This window comes from Arthrobacter sp. SPT-J7 (assembly GCF_059089965.1).
Window position 1 is genome coordinate 1 of the sequence record NZ_JBNHFF010000030.1, and the last position, 21,739, is coordinate 21,739.

22 protein-coding genes and 3 pseudogenes are annotated in these 21,739 nt (G+C 63.9%); 14 read left to right on the forward strand and 11 right to left on the reverse strand.

What is annotated here, in order from left to right; all coding sequences use genetic code 11:
* The first annotated feature begins 220 nt into the window (after positions 1-220).
* From AC5RWX_RS19920 to AC5RWX_RS19935, 4 genes and pseudogenes are all read left to right on the forward strand, one after another.
* On the forward strand, positions 221-361 hold the full coding sequence (locus AC5RWX_RS19920) for an SDR family NAD(P)-dependent oxidoreductase (RefSeq protein ID WP_494098051.1): 141 nt from the start codon (positions 221-223) through the stop codon (positions 359-361).
* A gap of 149 nt (positions 362-510) precedes the next feature.
* Entirely contained in the window at positions 511-1,854 is a 1,344-nt protein-coding gene (locus AC5RWX_RS19925; RefSeq protein ID WP_494098052.1) for an NtaA/DmoA family FMN-dependent monooxygenase, read from the forward strand.
* A gap of 140 nt (positions 1,855-1,994) precedes the next feature.
* Positions 1,995-2,417, forward strand: coding sequence for an organic hydroperoxide resistance protein (locus tag AC5RWX_RS19930; RefSeq protein ID WP_494098053.1), 423 nt, complete (start codon positions 1,995-1,997; stop codon positions 2,415-2,417).
* 365 nt (positions 2,418-2,782) lie between these two features.
* Positions 2,783-3,834 (forward strand): annotated as a pseudogene (locus tag AC5RWX_RS19935) (IS256 family transposase).
* On the opposite strand, the gene AC5RWX_RS19940 reads toward AC5RWX_RS19935, so the two are convergent.
* The 11 genes and pseudogenes from AC5RWX_RS19940 to AC5RWX_RS19990 all read right to left on the reverse strand — a co-directional run.
* Positions 3,824-5,317 carry a DHA2 family efflux MFS transporter permease subunit gene (locus tag AC5RWX_RS19940; RefSeq protein ID WP_494098054.1) on the reverse strand — a complete coding sequence of 498 codons (1,494 nt, stop codon included), beginning with the start codon at positions 5,315-5,317 and terminating at the stop codon, positions 3,824-3,826. The pseudogene AC5RWX_RS19935 and the gene AC5RWX_RS19940 overlap by 11 nt on opposite strands.
* 247 nt (positions 5,318-5,564) lie before the next feature.
* Positions 5,565-6,692 (reverse strand): MFS transporter, encoded by a 1,128-nt coding sequence (locus AC5RWX_RS19945; RefSeq protein WP_494098055.1) that lies wholly within the window; start codon positions 6,690-6,692, stop codon positions 5,565-5,567.
* A 177-nt stretch (positions 6,693-6,869) separates the two neighbouring features.
* Positions 6,870-7,613, reverse strand: coding sequence for an NADPH-dependent F420 reductase (locus tag AC5RWX_RS19950; protein WP_494098056.1), 744 nt, complete (start codon positions 7,611-7,613; stop codon positions 6,870-6,872).
* Positions 7,614-7,744: 131 nt separating this feature from the next.
* Positions 7,745-7,927, reverse strand: a complete 183-nt coding sequence (locus AC5RWX_RS19955) for a flavin reductase family protein (protein ID WP_494098070.1) — start codon at positions 7,925-7,927, stop codon at positions 7,745-7,747.
* A gap of 124 nt (positions 7,928-8,051) precedes the next feature.
* Positions 8,052-9,395 carry an NtaA/DmoA family FMN-dependent monooxygenase gene (locus AC5RWX_RS19960; protein WP_494098057.1) on the reverse strand — a complete coding sequence of 448 codons (1,344 nt, stop codon included), beginning with the start codon at positions 9,393-9,395 and terminating at the stop codon, positions 8,052-8,054.
* Between the two features lie 54 nt (positions 9,396-9,449).
* Positions 9,450-9,845 (reverse strand): MerR family transcriptional regulator, encoded by a 396-nt coding sequence (locus AC5RWX_RS19965; RefSeq protein ID WP_494098058.1) that lies wholly within the window; start codon positions 9,843-9,845, stop codon positions 9,450-9,452.
* 182 nt (positions 9,846-10,027) lie between these two features.
* Positions 10,028-10,273 (reverse strand): annotated as a pseudogene (locus tag AC5RWX_RS19970) (AMIN-like domain-containing (lipo)protein); the annotation flags it as partial.
* Between the two features lie 230 nt (positions 10,274-10,503).
* Positions 10,504-10,647: a hypothetical protein gene (locus AC5RWX_RS19975; RefSeq protein WP_494098059.1), complete on the reverse strand. Its 144-nt coding sequence runs from the start codon at positions 10,645-10,647 to the stop codon at positions 10,504-10,506.
* Positions 10,648-10,799: 152 nt separating this feature from the next.
* On the reverse strand, positions 10,800-11,291 hold the full coding sequence (locus tag AC5RWX_RS19980) for a cupin domain-containing protein (protein WP_494098060.1): 492 nt from the start codon (positions 11,289-11,291) through the stop codon (positions 10,800-10,802).
* Positions 11,292-11,519: 228 nt separating this feature from the next.
* Positions 11,520-12,362 (reverse strand): DUF1206 domain-containing protein, encoded by an 843-nt coding sequence (locus AC5RWX_RS19985; protein ID WP_494098061.1) that lies wholly within the window; start codon positions 12,360-12,362, stop codon positions 11,520-11,522.
* A gap of 185 nt (positions 12,363-12,547) precedes the next feature.
* Positions 12,548-12,736 (reverse strand): annotated as a pseudogene (locus tag AC5RWX_RS19990) (recombinase family protein); the annotation flags it as partial.
* A gap of 174 nt (positions 12,737-12,910) precedes the next feature.
* On the opposite strand from AC5RWX_RS19990, the gene AC5RWX_RS19995 reads away from it, so the two are divergent.
* The 10 genes from AC5RWX_RS19995 (at position 12,911) to AC5RWX_RS20040 (ending at position 21,739) form a co-directional block, all read left to right on the forward strand.
* Positions 12,911-14,035, forward strand: a complete 1,125-nt coding sequence (locus tag AC5RWX_RS19995; protein WP_494098062.1) for a glutamate--cysteine ligase — start codon at positions 12,911-12,913, stop codon at positions 14,033-14,035.
* 162 nt (positions 14,036-14,197) lie between these two features.
* A complete protein-coding gene (locus tag AC5RWX_RS20000) occupies positions 14,198-14,500 on the forward strand; it encodes a DUF4193 domain-containing protein (RefSeq protein ID WP_494098063.1) in 303 nt (100 codons plus the stop codon).
* 207 nt (positions 14,501-14,707) lie between these two features.
* Positions 14,708-15,901, forward strand: coding sequence for a type III polyketide synthase (locus AC5RWX_RS20005; RefSeq protein WP_494098064.1), 1,194 nt, complete (start codon positions 14,708-14,710; stop codon positions 15,899-15,901).
* A gap of 16 nt (positions 15,902-15,917) precedes the next feature.
* Entirely contained in the window at positions 15,918-16,601 is a 684-nt protein-coding gene (locus AC5RWX_RS20010; protein WP_494098071.1) for a class I SAM-dependent methyltransferase, read from the forward strand.
* Position 16,602: 1 nt separating this feature from the next.
* The gene (locus AC5RWX_RS20015) at positions 16,603-17,808 is read left to right on the forward strand and encodes an FAD-dependent oxidoreductase (protein ID WP_494098065.1); all 1,206 of its coding nucleotides are present in this window, start codon (positions 16,603-16,605) and stop codon (positions 17,806-17,808) included.
* Positions 17,809-17,945: 137 nt separating this feature from the next.
* Entirely contained in the window at positions 17,946-18,626 is a 681-nt protein-coding gene (locus tag AC5RWX_RS20020; protein ID WP_494098066.1) for a peptide deformylase, read from the forward strand.
* A 61-nt stretch (positions 18,627-18,687) separates the two neighbouring features.
* Positions 18,688-19,575, forward strand: coding sequence for a methyltransferase domain-containing protein (locus AC5RWX_RS20025; RefSeq protein WP_494098067.1), 888 nt, complete (start codon positions 18,688-18,690; stop codon positions 19,573-19,575).
* A gap of 126 nt (positions 19,576-19,701) precedes the next feature.
* Entirely contained in the window at positions 19,702-20,166 is a 465-nt protein-coding gene (locus AC5RWX_RS20030; RefSeq protein WP_494098068.1) for an NfeD family protein, read from the forward strand.
* A gap of 33 nt (positions 20,167-20,199) precedes the next feature.
* A complete protein-coding gene (locus tag AC5RWX_RS20035) occupies positions 20,200-21,144 on the forward strand; it encodes an SPFH domain-containing protein (RefSeq protein WP_163163758.1) in 945 nt (314 codons plus the stop codon).
* Positions 21,145-21,391: 247 nt separating this feature from the next.
* Positions 21,392-21,739, forward strand: coding sequence for an RNA polymerase-binding protein RbpA (locus AC5RWX_RS20040; RefSeq protein ID WP_494098069.1), 348 nt, complete (start codon positions 21,392-21,394; stop codon positions 21,737-21,739).

Consider the following 21,739-nt stretch of genomic DNA (forward strand, 5'->3'; position numbering starts at 1 on the left):
GGCTGGATGATTCCCAACCCTTAGCGAAAGCGCCGGCAAAGGCCGGCATGGCGGAGATAGCCGAGATGGTCGAGTTTGGCTGCCGGCAGTCGGGCGGTACCCGCGCCTTCGTGGAGAAGGTGCTTCATTTACCGATCCACAGTCCTGCACTCGGCGGCCGCATGCCCAAGCATCAATAGCAAGACCCTGATAACCAGACCTTGACCACAAGAAGAGCATCATGACCAGGACGAAAATGATTACCGGTGCGGCATCGGGGATCGGCAAGGCGACCGCCGAGCGGCTGCGCGCAGAGGGGCAGAAGATGATGGGCGTCGACCTCCGGGACGCCGACATCACGGCGGACCTCAGTGCCGCCTAGGGACACGCAACGCTCGTCGAGCAAATTTCTGCCCTGAGCAACGGACATCTGACGACCAACGCCTTGCAAAACGGAGAGTATCTCCGTATTATTTTCCTGCGTGACCTTTTGACTTTGGGGTCAGATCCAGCCATAAGAGAAGGACGGCCATGAACAACAATCCGATGCTGCTCGGAACGGTGTTGGGGACAACGTATGGGGCTCACCCGGGGGCGTGGCGGATGCCCTGGGCTGCCCCCAACGCCTACACCGACCTCGAGCCTCACGTGCGTGCTGCACAGACCGCTGAGCGCGGCGGGCTGGACTACCTCTTCTACCCCGACCGCGTCTTCATCTGGGGCGACTTGGAGTCGGGGCCGCCCATCGTGTCGATTGACCCGGTCATGCTGATGGCCGCCATGGCTTACGCGACTAAGAAGGTCGGCTTGGTCCCGTCCATGTCCACCTCGTTCAATGAGCCGTACGGCATCGCACGCCAGCTCCGGGCACTGGATGTGATGAGCCACGGCCGCGCCGGATGGAACCTCATTCCCAGCTATGAACCGGAAGCCTTCGCCAACTACGGACGTCCCGTGCCATCACGCGAAGAAAAGTACGGGCGGCTGCACGAGGTCATCCAGGTCACGCAGGCTTTGTGGGCGAGCTGGGGGAGGGAGGCCGGCGCCCCGGACAAGGTCACCGGGCGGTTCGCTGACACATCCCACATCCAGCCGATCAACCTGCAGGGTCGTCAGGTCGGCTCCCGTGGACCACTGCAGATCCCGCCGTCGGAGCAGGGCCAGCCGGTGATCTTTATGCCGTTCGCCAGTGGCGCCGGCATCCAGGCTGCAGGCATGTATGCCAACGGGATCATCGGCAACCCCTACTCCATGGCTGACGCCCGCTCTCAGCGGGACATGATTCGCTCCGTAGCCGAGACCGTCGGCCGCGACGCCGACGAGGTGAAGTATCTCTCCTTCGTCGGCTTCGGGCTCGGCGCAACACAGCAGGAAGCCGTCGAACGGCGCATGGCACTGGAAGAAGCTGCCGGTATCGAACAAAGGCTGGCTCAACTCTCCAGAATGCTCGGCCTGGGTCTAAACGCCGCCGATCGTGACAAGCCACTGACGGTTACGCAGGTCCAAGGACTACGCGCACGTTCTGGGAATCAGCAGGAGGCCCTCGCACACCGGCTCGCAAGCCAGGGCCGAACCCCACGGGAGATCCTCGGCCACGGAGTCCTCGACCCGAATCCAGGAGTCGTCGGAACTGCCGAGCAGGTCGCGGACATGTTCCAGGAATGGATGGCAGCAGGCGTTACCGACGGTTTCACGATCGTCATCGACGACCTCCACGACGGGTTCGACGACTTCGTCGACCACGTCGTACCGATCCTGCGCAGCCGTGGCCTCCGGCCCGACGACTACCAGGGCTCCACCCTGCGCGACCACCTCGGCCTCCCCGAACAGCTCGGACTCGATCCCCGCCTGACCGCCAGCGCGGCAACTTCCTGAGCGAGGAAAACGGTCGGGCGACGAGCCTCGAGGAGGCTCAAGAGTGCGCCCGCGTGGGGTGACCCTCGACCGGCCTGTGTCATCACGAATTTCCCAAGCACACCCCCACCGGACTCACCCATCTTCTGAAAGGTCTCATCATGAACACCATCTACACCGCTGAAGCTCTCGCCACAGGCGCCGGCCGAAACGGCCATGTTGCTACCACCACAGGAACGCTCGACATGGCCCTGACAACCCCGAAGGAAATGGGCGGCGCCGGCGGCGGGGCCAACCCGGAAGAACTGTTCGCAGCGGGGTACGCGGCATGCTTCCATTCCGCACTTCAACTGGTCGCCCGGACCCGGAAAGTGGCGATCCCGCACAGCACTGTCGGAAGCCGGGTCCACATCGGGCCCGATGCACAGGGCGGATTCGTGCTGGCCGTCGACCTCGAGGTCGTCATCCCAGAAATGGACCACGACCAAGCACAGTCTCTCGCGGACGCCGCACACCAGGTGTGCCCCTACTCGAACGCCACCCGCGGCAACATCACCGTCACCATCTCCGTCAGCGACGACTGACTCCCGCCACGAACCACAAGCGGCCACAGTTGCAAGAACCGCAATCTCCCAAGCCTGATGAATGAGGAATGGGACGCACGGTGAAGCCTGTCGAATTACCGCTCACCTGCGGCCATTAGCGACACCTCCACCACCCCCGACTGGAGTACTCTTCACCACCCCATCCCCCAAATCATTAGGATTTCCGAGACGCTTAGCCGGCATCCTAGGCCAGGTCAGCCCACACCTCCGAGCAGCCCCACCCCGCTAAGCCACCCGACGGCGAAAGACCTGACCCCAATGACAATCAACGGGACTGTCTGAATAACGGTGGATCCGCGGTTGGCCTGACACGCCGGGTGTTGCCTGGCGGGGGAGGACTGATCATGAGCGGAACCATGGATCCCATGGCGACTGATGTGGATCAGCAAGAGGTAGCGCAGCAGCTCCTAGCCCAAGCCAGGGAGCAGGGCATCGATCTCGTCGGTCCGGACGGGCTGTTGAACCGGCTGACGAAGAATGTCCTGGAGACCGCTCTGGAAGCGGAAATGGACGAACACCTCGGCTACGAAAAGCATGACGTGTCCGGGCGCGGGAGTGGGAATTCCCGCAACGGCACCCGCACGAAGACCGTGCTGACCGAGATCGGGCCCGTGGAGATCGACGTGCCGCGGGACACCGGTGCGACGTTCGATCCGCAGATCGTGAAAAAGCGGCAGCGTCGGCTTACCGGTGTTGACGAGATTGTGTTGTCACTGAGCGCGAAAGGGCTCACGACCGGCGAGATTGCGGCGCACTTCGCCGAGGTGTTTGGCGCCAGGGTCTCCAAGGACACGATCTCGCGGATCACTGAGAAGGTCATCGGGGAGATGACCGAGTGGCAGAACCGGCCGCTGGACCGGGTCTACCCGGTGGTGTTCATCGACGCTATTCACGTCAAGGTCAGGGACGGGCAGGTCACGAACCGGCCGGTCTACGTCGCGATCGGTGTCAGCGTCAACGGTGAACGCGACATCCTGGGGCTGTGGGCAGGGGATGGCGGCGAAGGGGCCAAGTTCTGGCTCTCGGTGCTGACCGAGATCAAGAACCGCGGCGTCGAGGACGTCTGCATCACGGTCTGCGACGGGCTCAAGGGCCTGCCCGAGGCCATCACCACGGTCTGGTCCCTGGCGGTGGTCCAAACCTGCATCGTGCACCTGATCCGCAACACCTTCCGCTACGCGACGTCGAAATCCGGCGGGTCATCTGCAGCACCAACGCCATCGAACTCCTCAACGCCCCCTACCGGCGCGCCATCAGGGCCCGGGGCCACTTCCCCACCGAGCAAGCGGCCCTGAAATGCCTCTACCTCGCCACCCGGACACTCCCCGACGACGCGGTCAGGCGCCATCGGGGCATCGATCGGATAGCGCGAACGAACCAGGCTCCTAGTTGTTAGTCGTAGGAGGGGCTTTGCTGACGAATAGGGTGCCGATGACTGCTCCGAGGGCGAGGATCGCCGCGACGGTAAAGGCCGTCCGGCCGGCGTCGGTGCTTTGAGCGAGGCTGAGCGCTCCGGTGTGGGACGCGTTGGCTCCGATGGTGTAAGCGGAGATGAGGATGGCGGTTCCGGCTGCGCCGGCGAGTTGCTGGATGGTGGAGAGCGCGGCCGTGCCGTGGGCGTAGAGCTCGGTGGGCAGGGAGCTGAGGGCTGAGGTGGTCATTGGGGCCCACATCAGTGCCTGTGCTCCGGTGAGGATCAGGTAGACGCCCAGGGCCAGCCAGATGCTGGTGTTCTCGTTGATGGTGGTCAGGAACCAGATGGACGCCACCCACAGGATGGAGCCGGGAATCGCCAGGGGTTTTGGTCCAACCTTGTCGTAGATACGTCCGCCAAGTGCGGAGACGATTGCGATCATTGCTCCGCCGGGGAAGAGGAACAGGCCCATCTGCAGGGTGTTCAGTCCGAGGACGCCGGCCAGGATCAGGGGCAAGACGACGGTGATGGCGAAGCCCATCATCGGGAGGAAGGTCATCACGATGATGGGCAGGACATAGGAGCGCGTCGTGAAGATCCGCATGTCCAGAATCGGATCTCGGTGGCGCTGCAGCCAGACCTGACGGAAGACGAACGCTCCCACGCCGACCAGGCCAACGAGGATGGGAATGTAGGGGTCGACGGGTGCGTGGCCGGAGACTGACTCTCCGATGGATGCCAGCCCGAAGACCAATCCGCCGAAGCCGACGATGGACAGCAGCAAGGAGAGCACGTCCAGGGTTGCCCGCTCGGGGACTGTGACGTTCCTAAGCTTTGCTGCGCCAAGGATTAGTGTCGCGACGACTATCGGCAGCATGAGGATGAACAGCCACCGCCAGGAAAGCTGGGACAGAATCACTCCGGAGACCGCGGGGCCGACGGCCGGCGCGATGGCGGGGACCGCCGTGACGATGGCCATCATGCGGCCGCGGCGTGAGACCGGGACCAGGCGCATGGTCGTGGTGATCAGCAGGGGCACGAAGACTGCAGTACCGATTGCCTGGATAATCCGGCCGGTGAAGAGGACACCGAACCCGGGAGCGATGACAGCGATGATCGTGCCGATCAGGAACAGGGTCATGGACGTCAGGAAGATCGCACGGGTGGTGAACCTGCGCAGCACGAACCCTGTGGCCGGGATGAGCACGGCCAGGGTCAGCAGGTACCCCGTGGTTACCCATTGACCGGTCGTCGGGGTGATGTTCAGGTCACTGATTAGCGTTGGCAGGGCAACGCCGAGCATCATCTCGTTGAGCAGGACGACGAAGGCCGAGACCATCAGCAGCCCGATGATCATCGCGCTACCGGGGGCCAGCCGGTCGTTGGAGGTTACTGCGGGGGCGTTGACAGCTGGCCCGGGGGGAGCGGTTTTATGGGTGGATTCGGTTGGGCTGGGTGCCGGCATGGGGCTCTCCTGAGCGGGTGATGGTCCTGGCAAGGACTTTGGGTCCTCGGATGGGTGTGGAAGGTGTGTGGGGTTATCCGTTGTCGCCTGCGATGCGCGGGTCGATGCCGTGCTGGGCTGGGACTCCGAGGTGGTCGCCGACGGTGGCGCGCTCGTAGTCAGTAGGGTAGATGCCTCGCTCCTGCAACAGGGGCGAGGTGCGTGTCTTTACTCATAAGCGGTTGACTCCCACAGAATGGCTCGGTGGTTATGCCAGCTTCGGGGGTTTGACTGCCACCAGGATCAGGGCGCCGAGCACGGAGGCGAGGCCGCCGAGGACCAGGGCGGTCTGTACGCCGGCACCGTCGACGAGGAGCCCGCCGAGGAACGCGCCGAGGGCGACCGCGACCTGGAACACACCTGTCTGGAGTCCGCCGATGCTTTCAAGGCGGCTTGGCTCGGCTCGGGCGAGCCAGGTCGAGATGACCGTCGGCAGGGCACCGAAGCCGGCTCCCCAGAGCGCGGCTGCGACGAAGAGCAGAACGGTGCTGCTGCCCATGTAAACGAAGGCGATCATCGCGAGGCCGAGGACGAGCGGGAAGACCAGAGTCGCAATACGCAGGGTGCGGTCAGCGAGAGGTCCGGCGACCAGGTTGCCGCCCACAATGCCCAGGCCGTACACCAGGAGCAGGACAGCGAGCTGCTCGGGATCGAGTCCGCCGACCTCGGTCGCTGCAGGACGGATGTAAGTGAAGCCGGCGAAGTGACCGGCACCCATCAGAGCCATGGTGAACAGGCAGAGCAGCACCATGCGGGAGCGCAGTGTCTGAATGAGAGGCCGGAGTCCGCTTGAGGGGCCGGTCAGCATCGAGGGCAGGGCGATGAACTGGATGACCATGGCGATGATGCCGACGCCCGCGGCCAGAGCGAACACTGCACGCCAACCCCAGATTTCACCGAGCAACGTGCCGAGCGGGACGGCGGCGACGGTAGCCAGGGTCACGCCCACGTTCACGATCGTCAGACCCAGACCGAGTTTCGGTGCCGGAACCAGGCGCGCTGTGATGGAGATCGCCAGCGCCCAAAACCCGCCGATCGCGATGCCGAGCAGGACGCGGGCGGCCAGAAGGATCGGGTAGGTCGGCGCGATCGCCACCAGCACGTCCGATACGACTGCAAGCGCCGAAAGGATGATCATCAGGTGCCGGCGGTCCATACGCGAGAGCACGACAGGGATGGTGATGCCGGAAATGGCTGCGACGATGGCGGTGATGGCGACGGACTGACCGGCCACACCCTCTGTCACTCCCAGATCCGCGGCAACCCGGGAAAGAAGACTCGCCGGCAGGAATTCGGCCATCACGAGGGCGAAGACACCCACGCTCAGCGAGGCCACTCCCGCCCATGATGGTTTCTGCGCCGGGCCTGCACTGTCGGACCGTGATCTGTTACCGCCGGTCTCTTGTGTTGCGGTTGCTTCGTGAGAAGTCATTCGGTATTCATCCTGGCTTGCGTGTGAGCGCGCATCAGTAGGTGCGCGTTGGTGCGTTGGGGGAGTTGTGGGGACGTAGCGTCAGCTGTAGCAGGCACGGTTGATGGCGACGAGGAACTTGCCGTCCGGTTTGCCGCCGGCATCGATGTACCCGCCGATGGCGTCCATGGCCAGATCCCGGCGCTGGGGGACGCGCTCTTTCTCAGCGGCTGCCAGGAAGGCTGGCATCTCTTCGCGTCTACGATCCGTGCAGTAAACGGGAGCGCCGGGCTGCTGCCGCCAGGATTCGGCGAGGACTCCGGCGTCGACAGCGTCGAAGCCGGTCTGCTCGACCAGGGACATCGCAAGGTTCCGCTGATCATCGTCATCGGCTGCCACCGGGATGGCGACCCGGCCTGCAGCCCCGGCCTCGGTGGCCTTGGCGTCGAAGGACTGGGATGTGATGGCGTTCCAGGCTTTCGTGACGGGGCGGCCGAACAGTTCGGTCAACCAGATGCTTTCGGGTTGCCCCTCGAAAAAGGCGGTGACGATGCCGTCGCGGGCCGGATAGTAGTTGGACGTGTCGATGACGACGGCGGCCTCGGGTGCGCGCCGGACGTGGGCGGCGATGTCCTCGTTGCGGTTCATCGGGACCGAGACGATGAGGACGTCGACGTCAGTGGCCGCTTCGGAAGCCGTGACGGCTCGCGCGCCGGTGCTCAAGGCTGCGGCAGCGATCGTCTCCGGGCCGCGTGAGTTGGCGATCGATACGTCATGTCCGTGACGGCTGAGCCGCCGGGCGATGGTCGAGCCGATCGAGCCCGCGCCGATGATTCCGATCTTCATGTGTCTCCCTAGTGCGATATCTGTCCTTCCATCATCAACGTTGCCATTAGTGTGAAGGTCAAATCAGGGGTGTCATATACCGGACGAGGACGAAGGTAAGCGACCCACCGATACAACGACCTACACACGCATCAGGCAGGGTCGAGCTCGTGGAGGGCCCGGTATTGGCCTTGGTAGTACAGCAGGGGACCAGGATGGTTGCCTGCTGTACCTAGTTCGATAACGCGTCCGGGCACGATTTGGTGGTCGCCGGCGTCGTGTTCGGCCCAGATTGTGCAGTCGAGCCAGGCCAGACACTGTAGAACGACTGGCAGGTGGACCCGGTTGGTCCTTGGTCATCGTGACCGGTGATGATCGTGATGCCTGACGCGTAACGTCCCACGGTGCCACGGAAGATACCCTGGTCAATGATGTGGCTGGGGTTGTCGGTGGTTGTCGTCATTCGGCGTTATCCGCGAGTCGAGCGTCCAGGCCGTACTGGGCTGGGGCGCCGAGGTGATCACGGAGGGTGGTGCCTTCGTAGTCGTCGTGGAAGAGGCCGCGCTCCTGAAGCAGGGGAACAACCTGGTCGACGAAGGTGTCGATACCGCCCTCGTAGACGTCGATGGACACCCAGAAGCCGTCGCAGGCGCCTGCCTCGAACCATTCCTGCATGTGGTCCGCGGTCACCGACGCCGGGCCTACAGGGGTGGGGTGGTAGTCGATGACCCCGTGGGCGAGAATGTCGCGGAGCGTCCATCCTTCGCGGGCGACCTCCAGTGCCCGTGGGGAGCGGGGATCGAAAGGGCTGGGTCGGGCTGCTGCCAGCTGGGCGGGCCTGAGTGGCTCGTCGATCTGGCTCGCATCGAGAGCCAATCCCAGCATGGAGCCGAGATAGGGAACGAGGGCGGGGGCGGCTTGGTCGCCGAGGGCTACGCGGCGGTCCAGTGCCGCCCGTTTGGTGGCGGCGATGGCTGGCATCACTCCGGCGATGAATTTCACCTCGTCAGGCTGGCGTCCGGCCTTACGCGCTGCATCCCGGACGGCTTCGCGCTGGGCGCGCGCGTCCTCGATGGTGAATACGGCGCCGATGACGGCGCTGGCGTACCGACCGGCGATCTCGAGGCCGTTCGCCCCTCCACCGGCCGAGAAGACCACAGGTTGGCCCTGCTCCGACGGCGGTATGGGCAGCGGTCCGCGAGACGCGACATATTTGCCCTGCAGGTTGATGGCCTCGATCTTTTCCGGATCGATGAACCGAGCGTTCGTCGTGTCCCTGATCCAGGCATCCTGCTGCCAGCTACCCCAGAGAGCTTGTGTGATCTGGATGGTCTCGTGCGCCCGCTGGTAACGCTGCGGCCGGGGCGCGATCTCCTGCCCGAAGTTCGCGGCGGACGCAGGGTCGCTGGTCGTCACAGCGTTCCATCCGGCCCGGCCATGACTCATCACATCCAGGGCCTTGAACTGGCGAGCGAGGTTGTAGGGCTCGTTGAAGGTCGTCGAGCCGGTCGCTACGAGACCGATGCGCTCGGTCGCGCGGGCTATGGCTGCCAGGGTCAGCATGGGTTCCAGGGTGAGCATGGGCGCCTCCTGCACGCCATCTGCTTTGTAGGCCAGGAAGTCGGGCAGGAACAGGAACGCGAACTTGCCCCGTTCGGCGGCCTGGGCGTAGCGCACCTGCGCGTCGAAGTCGGCGTAATTGGCCGGATCTACGCCCGCGGCGCGCCAGGCCGACCCGTGGGCGCCGTACCCGTTACCGAGCTGCAGGCCGAGGATCATTTTTGGAGATGAGGAGGAAGTCACCTACCCATAGTGCAACCTTCTCACTAGTGACAAGGTCAAATCGTGCGCCTGCTGCTACGCCGGCTGTCGTTCGCGAGTGCCGCTCTTGCTGCCGGCGGTCTCCAGTGCCTGGACGTAGCGGGTGATGGCATCCCGGTTCTGCGAAAGGACGTCGATCTTGTGCGTCATCCGGTCCCGCTCCTGCCGCAGCATTTCCAGGAGTTCCGGGTCAGCGTCGTCGACGACGACGGTCTGGGGCTGGTTCAGGCACGGCAGGATGTTGCCGATGATCCTGGTCGGGATACCCGAGTCGATAAGCCCGCGGATTTTCGCCACGCGGTCCACAAGGTATTCGTCATACTCCCGGTAACCGTTGTCGAGGCGGCGCGGTGTCACCAGGCCCTGCTCCTCGTAGTAACGGAGCATCCGAGCCGGCACTCCGGATTTTTGTTCGAGTTCGCCTATGCGCATGCCCGCTCCTTCGGTCGCTTACCAGATTCCTCTGAACCTTCACATTAGTGTAAGAGCGGCGCGGTAAGCTACACGGATCGGAGTCGGACGCAGTATCTGTGTCGAGCGACGAGCCTTCACAGCTGACCACGTATTCAACTGATTCCAGGGGTGGTACCGAGTTGTTCACGGACCCGCATCGCCGGAACGTACCGGACCGTGTAGCCCGTTACGGGGCCGTTGAGGTCAACCACCATCCGGTCGAAGCAGGATTGCCGCCCTGTCCGGACGTTGGTGACTGAAGCGGTGCTCATCTCGGGCGCGGATTTAGCCTGAGATCCCTATTCGAGACCGCAATACGAGGTGGCTGCCGAGGCGGGTCCCGGCGACACGGTGCCCAGCCCGACGGCCGCCAGGAGCGCCGTGAGCCAGAGGAGGAGTTCATTGATGCCATCCAAGGGGGGTGGTGTGGTGCGGTTGGACAGCTCAAGAATAGGGAGGGCCAGGCCCCAAAACGCGGGTTGCCGATTCTGGGGCGGAACCGTAAAGCACACCGCATCCGGGTCAGGCGCCAGTAAATCCGGGGCCAGTTGGCGGCCCTTTTTTTACCGTTTCGGTGCCGTTTCTGAACCCGGTCGTTATGCCCGATAACGGCGCCCTGGTCCCCGCCGGCGCGGCTTCAGCCTCCCGAGGGGTTCTCAACGGGGGAGCCGTCAGGATCTTCCGTGATGGGGTGGTCCTTCTCGGGCGTGGCGTTCGGGTTGTCCGTTTCAGATTCCTTGGGCTCGCCGAGGGGCTGTCCTTCAGTTCCGGGATCGCTCATGATCTTCCTCCTGCTACCCGCGTAGTCTCCGATGACGCAATCCCACCACAAATTGGGGCGGGTTCACAGGGGCGAGGTAGAACGGCACCCGTACAGTGTGTGGAGAACATGGGCTCGAACGACCAGCGACCACGTCACTTAGAGGCCCTGCCCTAGGCCACCAGCCCGTGCCTCTCGACCAGCGGCATGGTTGCCTCGAAGTCAACCTCTGCACCGTACTCGGCTGCGAGGGATGGAAGTGTCTCGGGGGAGTATTCCCCGCCCGGCTCGGCGAGCCGGCGGAACAGCGCCTCGATGCCGCCCGGAACAATGATCTCAAGCACGCGGAGCTCGTCGTCGCCGGCATTCCAGAACGTGTGCCAGCGTCCCCGCGGTTTCGAAACCAAATCGCCCGCCGTGGCAGTAATTTCGGTGCCCTCCTCGATCACCCCGAGTGTGCCGGTCAGCACGAACGTGTACTCATCTTCGCGGCTGTGCCGGTGCATGGGTGCGGCCAGCATCTTTGGGCCGAGCACGTGTTCGACCAGCGCAACCCTGCCCGAGGAAGCTGCGCTCTCAAGAAGGTACCGGTCCAAAAATCCAGATTCTCCAGTGACGTCGCCCTCGCCTGCACGGACAACGTGAGGACCAGCTGGTGTGTCCATACGGTCATGTTAGGACCGCGGCCTCCGTGGGGGTACTCAAGAACCCAGCAGAGTCTGCCAAATTGGTGCTAGCAGAAACCGACGGCCAGATGGCGCCGCCACTTCACAGGGCCGGAATCGAGGATCGCTCATGGTGCCACCTTATGCATTCCTGTAGCGGATCTCAGGCAGAAGGCGAGAAGCGGCTGCCTGGCGGCGCGCTCTTGGCTGGTCGCGTGGGCGGGGAGCTCACATCCGCGCGAACTTCGCCTTCACCATCAGGTAGAGCCCGTAACAGATCAGACCGGCGCCGACGGCGGTCAGCATGTAAACCCCGTACGGCTGCTCTCGCAGCGCCTTCAATCCGCCATCCATGCCAGTGGACTCCTGAGGGCGGGCGTTGGCGGTGGCGATGATGAACAGCAAGCCCACCAGAAACAGTGCGACACCCTCGGCCACGTAGCCAACCACTCCCAGCCCGGTCACGACAGCCCTGCCGGCGCCCGAGGACGGCAGCCGCAGATCCTTCTTGAACGATCCTTTGACTCCAAGGACCACGAAGACAAGGCCGGCGACGGCGATCCCGGCCCCGATGACGATCAGCAGGACCGAGCCCCCGGGCGCCTTCATGATCGAAAGCGTGAAATCGCTCGTGGACTGTCCGCTGTTCTTGCTGTTTCCGCTCGCGGAGGCAGCGAAAGTCAGCGCCATGACGGCGAACACCACAGCCTTGCCGGCTGCGGAAAGCTTCTTGCCGACCTTCTTCCTGGCCTCCAGCTGACCGTAATCGAACACGGCGTTGCTGGCTTGCCAGAGCACCAGAGCCACGCAGGCGGCGAATCCGGCCCACAGCAGCAAAAGACCCTGCGGCTGGGCGGCGAGTTGGGCGACTGCACCGGCCTGATCCGCCTGTCCGGCCTTGCCTAGTGCCAACTGGATGGCGACGAACCCGATCAGCAGGTGCAGCAGGCCGCTGACGGCAAAACCTGCCCTGGCGGCAAACACAAGAGCCCTAGAGTTCGATGCGTCCTCGACCGCGTTCGCGGCGTCCTTCAGCTCTCTCTTCATCTTCGGTCCTTTGCGCGAGCGCAAGCGCAGATGCGGTGATGGGTAACGCCTATTTTGTCACGGGAGTGCATTCGCAGGGAGGGCTGTTCGGAGCCAGCGAAGACAACATCCGCGGGAGCCTGTGGAGACACTCCAATTCGTTTCGTTAGACGTTCGCCTTGAACCTACAAGGGACAGCCCGCACCGCTGCCGGCGTCTCACAAACTCTACTTTTTCCGCCCCTTGTAGACGCCTTGCTGGGCGAGGGCGATGCCTTCCCGCTGGCGTTCCCTGAAGAGGGACCGCTCGATTTCGGCGAAGGCGCCCATGACGGAGAGCATGAGGTTGGCCATGGGGGAGTCCTCGCCGGTAAAGACGAGTAGTTCTTTGACGAACTCCACGCGCACGCCTCGTCTCGTGATACTACGGCACGCCTTCCGCACAAATTCGTGTGTGAAAATGAGGCGGGGTTGAGCAAGCAACCGCGGACCTATGCCGAGGAGCTAAGTGGCTTACATTATCTGGAAGAAGGGCGGTGTCCCAGTGGTCGAGTGGGAGCACGCGGGGGATCTTCTCGTCCTTGGCGGGTTGGGATGACGCGCAGGATAGGAGTCGAGGAGGAGTTCCTGATTGTCGACGGCGAGAGCGGGAAGCCGCTGCCGCTGGGCGAAGTCCTTGAGCAGCTCAGCGACTTTCCCCGCTTAACCAGTGAGATGAAGCAGGAACAGATTGAAACTTGTACCTTGCCGCGGTTCTCCCTCGCCGAACTGGCCCATGACATCAGCGCCGGGCGGAAGAGCGCCGATTTTGCGGCCAGGCGGGCAGGAGCGCGGGCGGTTGCGCTGGCAACTTCGGCGCTGCCGGTCGAGTCCACCATTGCCCCGGGTGAACGATGTGCCCAGCTGATGGAAAGGTTCGGGCTTACCGCTGTTGAACAGCTGACCGGAGGCTGCCATGTGCACGTGGAGATCGAGTCGGAAGAAGAAGGCGTCGCCATCTTGGACCGTATCCGGATCTGGTTGCCCGTCCTGCTGGCCATCAGCGCCAATTCACCGTACTGGAACGGGGTGGACTCAGGTTACGCGAGTTACCGCTGGCAGGCATGGAGCCGGTGGCCCACCACCGGAGCGGCTGGAATATACGGCTCTGCTGCTGCGTACCACCGTGAGATCGGGCAGATCCTCAGCTCCGGCGTGCCCTTGGACAAAGCCAACCTGTACTTGGACGCACGACTCAGTCACAAGCACCCGACCGTAGAGGTCCGGGTCGCCGACGTGTGCCTGTTTGCCGACGATACCGTCCTGCTGGCGGCCCTGGTCCGCGGGTTGGCGGAAACCGCAGCACGGCAGTGGCGCGACGGCGTCAGTCCAGTCCCGAGTTCGGCCATCCAACTGCAACTCGCCTCCTGGCAGGCCAGCCGCTACGGGCTGGAGGGGGAGTTGGCAGACCCGATAACTGGAAGGCCCCGGGGCGCCTTCGAGGTGGTGATGGCGCTGCTGGACCACCTCCGGCCGGTGCTCGAGGAACAGGGCGAGTTCAACACTGTCGAGTTCCTGCTGTTCCAGGTCCTGAGCCGGGGGACCGGCGCAGCAGTGCAACGGGGCTCCTACGCGCGTGGCGCCAGCACACGAGATGTGGTCGCCGACGCCGTTCACATCACTAGTCTTCCCGTGACCCCACTGGGGGCGGCAACAAACAGCAGTAGGTTGACCCTCTGACGCGTCTGAGGGCGAGACTCAGCAATAGCAGCAGACTGGCGACGGCTGGCTCGACGTATCCTCAAGCCCGGCGAAAAACGAGGGAACAACCTTGCGCGCGTGAACGTTGCAAAGTGGTCAGAACCAGGCAATAGGCAATACAAGGAATCGAGAAGCACCTCTATGGCAGCCGACTACGACGAAGTCCGTTCCGACGTCAAGGAATCCCAGGACCGTTCCTTGGAGGATCTGCAGTCTGCGAACGCCCCTGATGCCCACAGCGTCGTCACCGAACTGGACGAGGCTGATGCCCTCGATGAAGGGCTGACACCTGGCGGCGAAATCATCTCCGACGAGCTCATCGTGCAGGTGATTCCCCAGGCCGCCGATGAGTTCACCTGCTATTCCTGTTTCCTCGTCCGGCACCGGTCCCAGGTAGCGCGTGAAAGCAACGGCCACACATACTGCATCGAATGCGAAGGCTAAGGCAGGCTCTTCCAAGGCCATCAGATACGTACCTCTCGGACCCCTACTGACCGTAGCTTTACATAATGTAGATTATCGGCGTTTCCGGGAGGACCTGGGATGGGGCGGGAAACCAGCACACATCAGCAGCCGACGGGCGTCAGGTGCATCGGGATGAATCCGCAGGTCAGCATTGTCTTATTCCGGGCGCTCGCTAAGAATGAGTCAATGACGGTCTATGTGCGATCACTTGAAACTGCAGTCCCACAAACGATGCTGATTCAGACAGAAGCCCGCGACGTGTTTGCGGCCCAACCCGGGTTGTCCAGGCTTGGCTCGCGGCTGGTCAAAACCTGCTTTGACTCCGCTGCCATTGATACGCGCTTCACCGCCGTGGAGGAACTCACCCGGGCTTACCGTTCCGACAATCCGCAGTTTTTCGATCCGGAGACCAGCCTGCTGCTGAACCCCAGCACAAAGGTCCGCAACGACATCTTCGGCCGCGAGGCAACCAAGCTCTTTGTGGAAGCCGCCCGTTCCGCCGTTAACGCTGCCCCTGAGCTCGATCTACTTGACATAACTCACCTCATCACGGTCTCCTGCACCGGGTTCTTCAATCCGGGGCCTGACTACAAGATCGTCCGGGAGCTGGGCCTGGATCCCGCTGTCCAGCGTTACCACCTGGGGTTCATGGGCTGCTATGCAGCTTTCCCCGCGCTGCGCGCCGCAAAGCTGTTCTGTGAGGCCGATCCGCAGGCCGTTGTCCTGGTGGTGTGCGCAGAGCTGTGCTCCCTGCACGTCCGCACCTCAAATAATCCGGATACGATTATGGGCTCAGCCTTGTTCGCCGACGGTGCGGCTGCCGCCGTCGTCACTGCCCGCAGCGGGTCGGCGGAATCCTCCCTGCTCCAGCTTGACCACTTCGAAACAGTCCTCACGCCGGTCGGCGAGGACGCCATGGCGTGGAACATCGGCGACCACGGATTCGAAATGGTGCTGGGGACTTATGTGCCGCACATCATCGATGACCACATTGTGGATGCCCTGAAGCCCCTCCTGGCCCGGGATCCGGAGCTGGAGGCACTCCCCTACACCTCCATCCGGCACTGGGCCATCCACCCCGGCGGCCGGAGCATTTTGGACAAAGTCCAGTCCCGCCTGGGCCTCACCGAAGAGCAACTGGTGCCCGCGCGCGAAACGCTACGGAACTACGGCAACATGAGCAGCGCCACAGTACTTTTTGTCCTTAAGCACATCCTGGAACAGGACCCGGCGGATGGGGACGAACGCATCTGCTCCATGGCCTTCGGTCCGGGGCTCACCGTGGAGACGGCACTGTTCACCAAACTGCGCCAGGCTCCCCTCTCCGGGGTTGCGGGCCAGGTGCCGGGCCACGCTGCGGCAGAAGTACCCGTACCCTGAGCCCTTGGACCTGCTGATGCGGCAGCGCGCCGTCGACGCCGTCGAAATCATGGACCAGCCGGACTGTGACACCCGGCTCCTCCAGAACACGTACCGCCAGTTCGGGGTGGTCAACCGCGCTTTCGCCGGGTGGCGGAGGCTCTACGTCAGGGAGCTCCGCCCCTGCCTGGCCGCGAACAACGGTCCGGCCACCCTGCTGGACATCGGCTCCGGCGGGGGCGATCTCGCGTATTCGCTGGCAGGCTGGGCCCGTCGTGACAGACTTCCGCTGCAAATCACCGGAATAGACCCCGATCCACGCGCGGCCGCTTACGCACGGGGGCGGCCGCCCATGCCTGGCGTGGAGTTCCGGCAGGCGCACAGCGCGGATCTTGTCCGGGAAGGAAGGCGCTTCGACTTCGTCATTTCAAACCACGTCCTGCACCACCTTTCGGCGGACGAACTCCAGCAGCTGCTCGCCGATTCAGCCGCCCTTACCAACAAAAAAGCCCTGCACAACGACCTGAGGCGAAGCTTCGCCGCCTACGCCCTCTTTTCCGCCGCCGCCCTGCCGTTCCGCCGTTCCTTCATCCGGGCGGACGGCCTGACGTCCATCCGCAGGAGCTACACACCGGCCGAATTGGCAGCCCTCGCTCCCCTTGGGTGGAACGCCGAAACCACCGCCACCTTCCATCAGGTTCTCGCCCTGCGCAGGAACTGACATGGGGGCGGAGACAGATGTTCTGATTATCGGCGGAGGCCCGGTGGGCCTGTACCTTGCCGCCCTGTTGCTTCAGGACGGCGTCAGCGTCAAGGTTCTGGAGCAGAGGCATACCAGGAACCAGCATTCACGGGCCATCGGCATCCATCCCCCCGCCCTTGAGGCTTTGCAGCAGATCGGCATCGCTTCGTCAGCGGCGCAGGAAGGGGTACACATCCGGGAGGGGCTGGCAGTCAGCGGCGGAAGGACTGTGGGCACCATGTCATTCGCCGGCGTCTCGGACGCTTTTCCCTTCGTGCTGGCCCTGCCCCAGTTCCGGACCGAGCACCTCCTGGAAGAGCGCGTCCGCCAACTGGACAGCGCCGCTTTGGTCAGGGGCGTGCACGTCAGGAGGGTGAAGGACGACGGCGGCCGGGTCACCGTCGCTGCCGTACCTGCCGGGGAAGGCAACGGCCGGGAGTCCACCTGGACAGCCTCCTTCGTTGTTGCGGCCGACGGCGCGCGGTCCCGGGTGCGTGACCTCCTGGCTGTGCCTGTCCGCCGAAAGATTTATCCGGACCACTACCTCATGGGCGATTTCCAGGACTCCGGATTTTACGGCGAACGGGCGGTCCTGTTCCTTGAACCGGGCGGAATTGTGGAGTCCTTTCCGCTGCCCGGCGCTGTCCGGCGCTGGGTGGTGCGGCTGGCCAGGCCTGCCGGTAACGCCGCACCGCGTGAGTTGGCACAGCTGGTCTTGGGGCGTACCGGGATTCTTCCTGACGTCGGCACCAACACCATGATGAGCGCGTTCAGCGTCCGGTCCACCATGGCCCGGCGGATGCTTGCTGGAAGGGTGTTCTTGCTCGGCGATGCTGCCCACGAGATCAGCCCCATCGGCGGCCAGGGCATGAACCTTGGCTGGCTGGACGCACAGGCACTCTCCCCCCTCCTCCAGGCGGCACTGGGTGTCGTGAACCCGGACCAGGTGGACCTGCGGTTCTTGGAGTTCCAAACCAGCCGGCAACGGGCCGCGACGCTGGCTCAGCGGCAGTCCGAGATCAACATGCTGTTGGGGCGGCCGCTGCCCCGGCCCTTGCTGGACCTTCGAAACCTGGGGATCAGCGTGGCGGCTGCCACCCCGTCAGTCAACCGGTGGGTGGCCCGGCGGTTCACCATGCAGGAGCTGGGCAGGCAGCCAGCGCGGGCGCCGCGTCGTCTTACCTGACGTTGCAGGCTTACGTGAAGTAGGAGTCGTAGCTGTCCTTGCTGACAATCACCTCATCGCTGACTTCCAAACACCGACGACGTACTGGCCGCACCGAGCCGAAGGATGCTCCGCCGCCCGGCCGCTAGGCTTTCCCCATGAACGAAGGCGCGCCGGAAACCGCACACACCGCAGGGCATATCCGCGACACCGTTGAGCGGATCCTCGAAGCAGGCACGCTCCCGCCCATCGTGCAGGCAGGTCATCCTGCGCTTAGGCAACGCGCCGCCGCGTTTGACGGGCAATTGTCCGACGACCAGCTCGCGCGCCTGATAACCCTCATGCGGCAGGTGATGCATGAGGCTCCGGGCGTGGGGCTGGCCGCGCCCCAACTCGGCATACCGCTGCAGTTGGCCGTCGTCGAGGACCAGTTCGACGTCGATCCTGAGGCCGCTGCCCTCCGTCACCGGAGTCCCCTGGATTTCCTTGCGGTCCTGAATCCCCGCTACACGCCCCTGGGTCCGGGCTTGGCATCCTTCTATGAGGGCTGCCTTTCCCTTAACGGCCTCCAGGCCGTGGTGGCACGGCATGAGAACGTGCTTCTTGAGTTCCAGACACCGGATGGCGCAAGGACGCAGCGGGAGTTTTCCGGCTGGCAGGCCAGAATTATGCAGCATGAGACTGACCACCTGAACGGTGTGCTGTACGTGGACCGGGCCCAGCTCAGGTCCCTGAGCAGCAACGCCGAATACGCCGCCCACTGGGCAGAGCCAGGCATTGGCAAGGCCCAGCAGGGGCTCGGTTTCGGCGCGGGTCCGGCCGGCATCAGCCTACGCTGACCTCCCGGCACCACCTCCCATCCCGGGAAGAACCTGATGCCGGAGCCATAGGATGGTTCCCATGCCCTCCACGACTGACCTTCCGCTGTTGTGCCCGGTGTGCCGCAATGCGCTGGAACTCCGTGCCGCCGCCTCTTCGGACCAAGGCCACCTGCTGTGCCCCGACGGGCACAGCTTTGACGCCGCCCGCCAGGGCTACTTCAACCTTCTGGTCGGGAAGGGCACTGCCTTCGAGGCCGATTCGGCGGACATGGTCCAGGCACGCTCCGACTTCCTGTCCGCCGGGCATTACCGGCCGCTCGCCGCTGCGGTGGCAGCCGCCGTCGTGCCCTGCCTGCCTGAAGAGCGCAGCGCCCTCCTTGACGCAGGGACGGGAACGGGACATTACCTCAGGGCGGTGCTCGATCAGGCCGCGGCGCAGAACCGCCGCCATGTGGCTGCGTTGGGCCTGGACATTTCCAAATTTGCCCTGCGCCGCGCCGCGCGGCTCAACCCCGAAGCCGTGAACCTGGTGTGCGATGTCTGGCAGCCACTGCCGCTGGCAGATAACTCGGTGGACGCGATCACAGTCATCTTTGCGCCACGCAATGCCGCCGAGTTTGCCCGCGTCCTGCGGCCGGGTGGCCGGCTGGTGGTGGTCACCCCGCGGCACGGGCACCTTGCTGCCATCGCCGCCGCTACCGCGATGCTTGGTATCGAGGAAGGCAAGGAAGCCCGGCTTGCCGAAGCGATGGGGAGCCATTTCGACGCCGAGACAAGCACCGTCGTTGATATTCCCCTGGCACTGACACGTCAGGAGGCCGCGGACCTCGCCTTTATGGGCCCTGCGGGCCACCACCTTGACCGGTTGGACCTGTCTGAACGGCTGCTCGCGATGCCCGAGCCGGTCCAGGCCGAAGCGAACTTCCGGCTGATGGTTTTCCGGCCCAAGGAACCCGCTATGACGTAACGACTTGGCTACTATCCCTGCACGACTGGCGTGAGCCCGCCCACAGCGGGCGGGGCAGCACTAAGATTGAAGCAAAGTTACTGGCGGGTGCGCGCGTTCGTGCTCCCCGTAGCGAAGGGGGAGAACGTGTTCGAGTGGCTCGGGGAAAACTGGTGGGCATTGTGGCTCACGGCCTTCCTGGCGTTTGCAGTGATCGAGATGATCACGCTTGACCTGTTTTTCATCATGCTCGGCGGTGGCACCCTCGCCGCACTGGTCGCCGACTTCGCAGGCGCCGACCTCTGGCTCCAGATCGTGGTCTTCTGTGTGGTGTCCCTGCTCATGATTGCCTTTGTCCGGCCCGTGGCCCTGGCCCACCTGAAGAACGGTCCCTCGGAGCAGCGCACCAACATTGACCGGCTCATCGGTGAGCAGGCCGTGGTGATGGAACCGGTGACATCTGACGGCGGCCTGGTCAAGATCGGCGGGGACATCTGGACAGCCCGTTCTGCAGGGGGCGTCCTTCCCACCGGCCAAAAAGTTGTAGTTTCCGCCATCGATGGGGCCACGGCGGTGGTGTCAGTGCCGCCGAAGGCACTTGGCCAGTCCTGATACAGCCTGAACAAATGGGGAACAAGGAGATGTATGGATAACGCAGGAGGAACTGCATTGGCCATTGTGCTGGTGGTCCTGATCGTGTTTGTGATTATCGTGCTGGTCCGGTCGGTGCGGATCATTCCGCAGGCCCGCGCAGGCGTGGTCGAACGGCTGGGTAAGTACCAGCGGACGCTTAACCCAGGGCTGACCATCCTGATCCCGTTTGTGGACCGGCTCCTGCCATTGCTCGACCTCCGCGAACAGGTGGTGTCGTTCCCTCCGCAGCCGGTTATCACTGAGGACAACCTGGTGGTTTCCATCGACACCGTGGTCTACTTCCAGGTCACCGATCCCAGGGCTGCCACCTACGAGATCGCCAATTACATCCAGGCGGTCGAGCAGCTGACCACCACCACGCTGCGCAACGTTGTGGGTGGCCTGAACCTCGAAGAAGCACTCACGTCCCGCGACCAGATCAACGGCCAGCTCCGCGGCGTCCTGGACGAAGCAACGGGCCGCTGGGGCATCCGTGTCTCCCGAGTGGAGCTCAAGGCCATCGATCCGCCCCACTCCATCCAGGACTCCATGGAGAAGCAGATGCGTGCGGAGCGGGATCGACGTGCCGCGATCCTGACGGCCGAAGGCACCAAGCAGTCGGCCATCCTGACGGCTGAAGGCCAGCGGCAGGCGTCCATCCTGGCGGCCGAGGGCGATGCCAAAGCCGCTATCCTGCGGGCCGACGGCGAGGCGCAGGCCATCCAAAAGGTCTTTGACGCCATCCACAAGGGCAACCCGGACCAGAAACTGCTGGCATACCAATACCTGCAGACCCTTCCGAAGCTAGCGGAGGGATCTTCCAACAAACTGTGGATCATCCCCAGCGAAGTCGGCGAAGCACTCAAGGGAATCGGCAACGCGCTGGGGGGAACCAACCCTGATCCCGCCGCGGCCGGGTTGTTCGACGAAGTCGGAGCCAAGACCTCCGAGCCTTAGGCCCAGACCGGGAAAGCACCTTGAGGGGATCCGCAGCAGTTGCGGATCCCTTCTATTTTGCTCCGGATGGCATGGCACCCGTACAATTGGGTATTTGTCCGGCAGGAGCAGATCCGCTGGAACAACCGAGCTTCGCGATGCGTTGAATCTTAGAGATGCAGCACAGAGCACACAGTAGTCCGGAGGGGCTTTTTAGCCACCGGCTTGCGCGGGGTTTTACTCCGCGAACCGATCAGAGGGAGAAAACATGAGCGATCGCAGCCTGCGGGGCATGCGCCTTGGTGCGCAGAGCATGGAGACCGAGTCCGGAGTCGAGCCGGCTCCGCGTCAGCGCGTCGAGTACCGGTGCGAGGACGGCGAGCAGGTCTTCGTAACGTTCTCTTCCGAGGCGGAGATTCCCCCGGTCTGGGTTTCCAAGACCGGCAAGGAAGCCCTCCTGGTTGACGGTGAACGCCCGGACACCAGCAATGACAAGGCCGTCCGCACGCACTGGGACATGCTGCTGGAACGCCGCTCGCTTCCGGAGCTGGAACAGATCCTGAAGGACCGGCTCACTATCCTGCGCGAACGCCGCGGAGAGCGCCGCTCCGCCTAG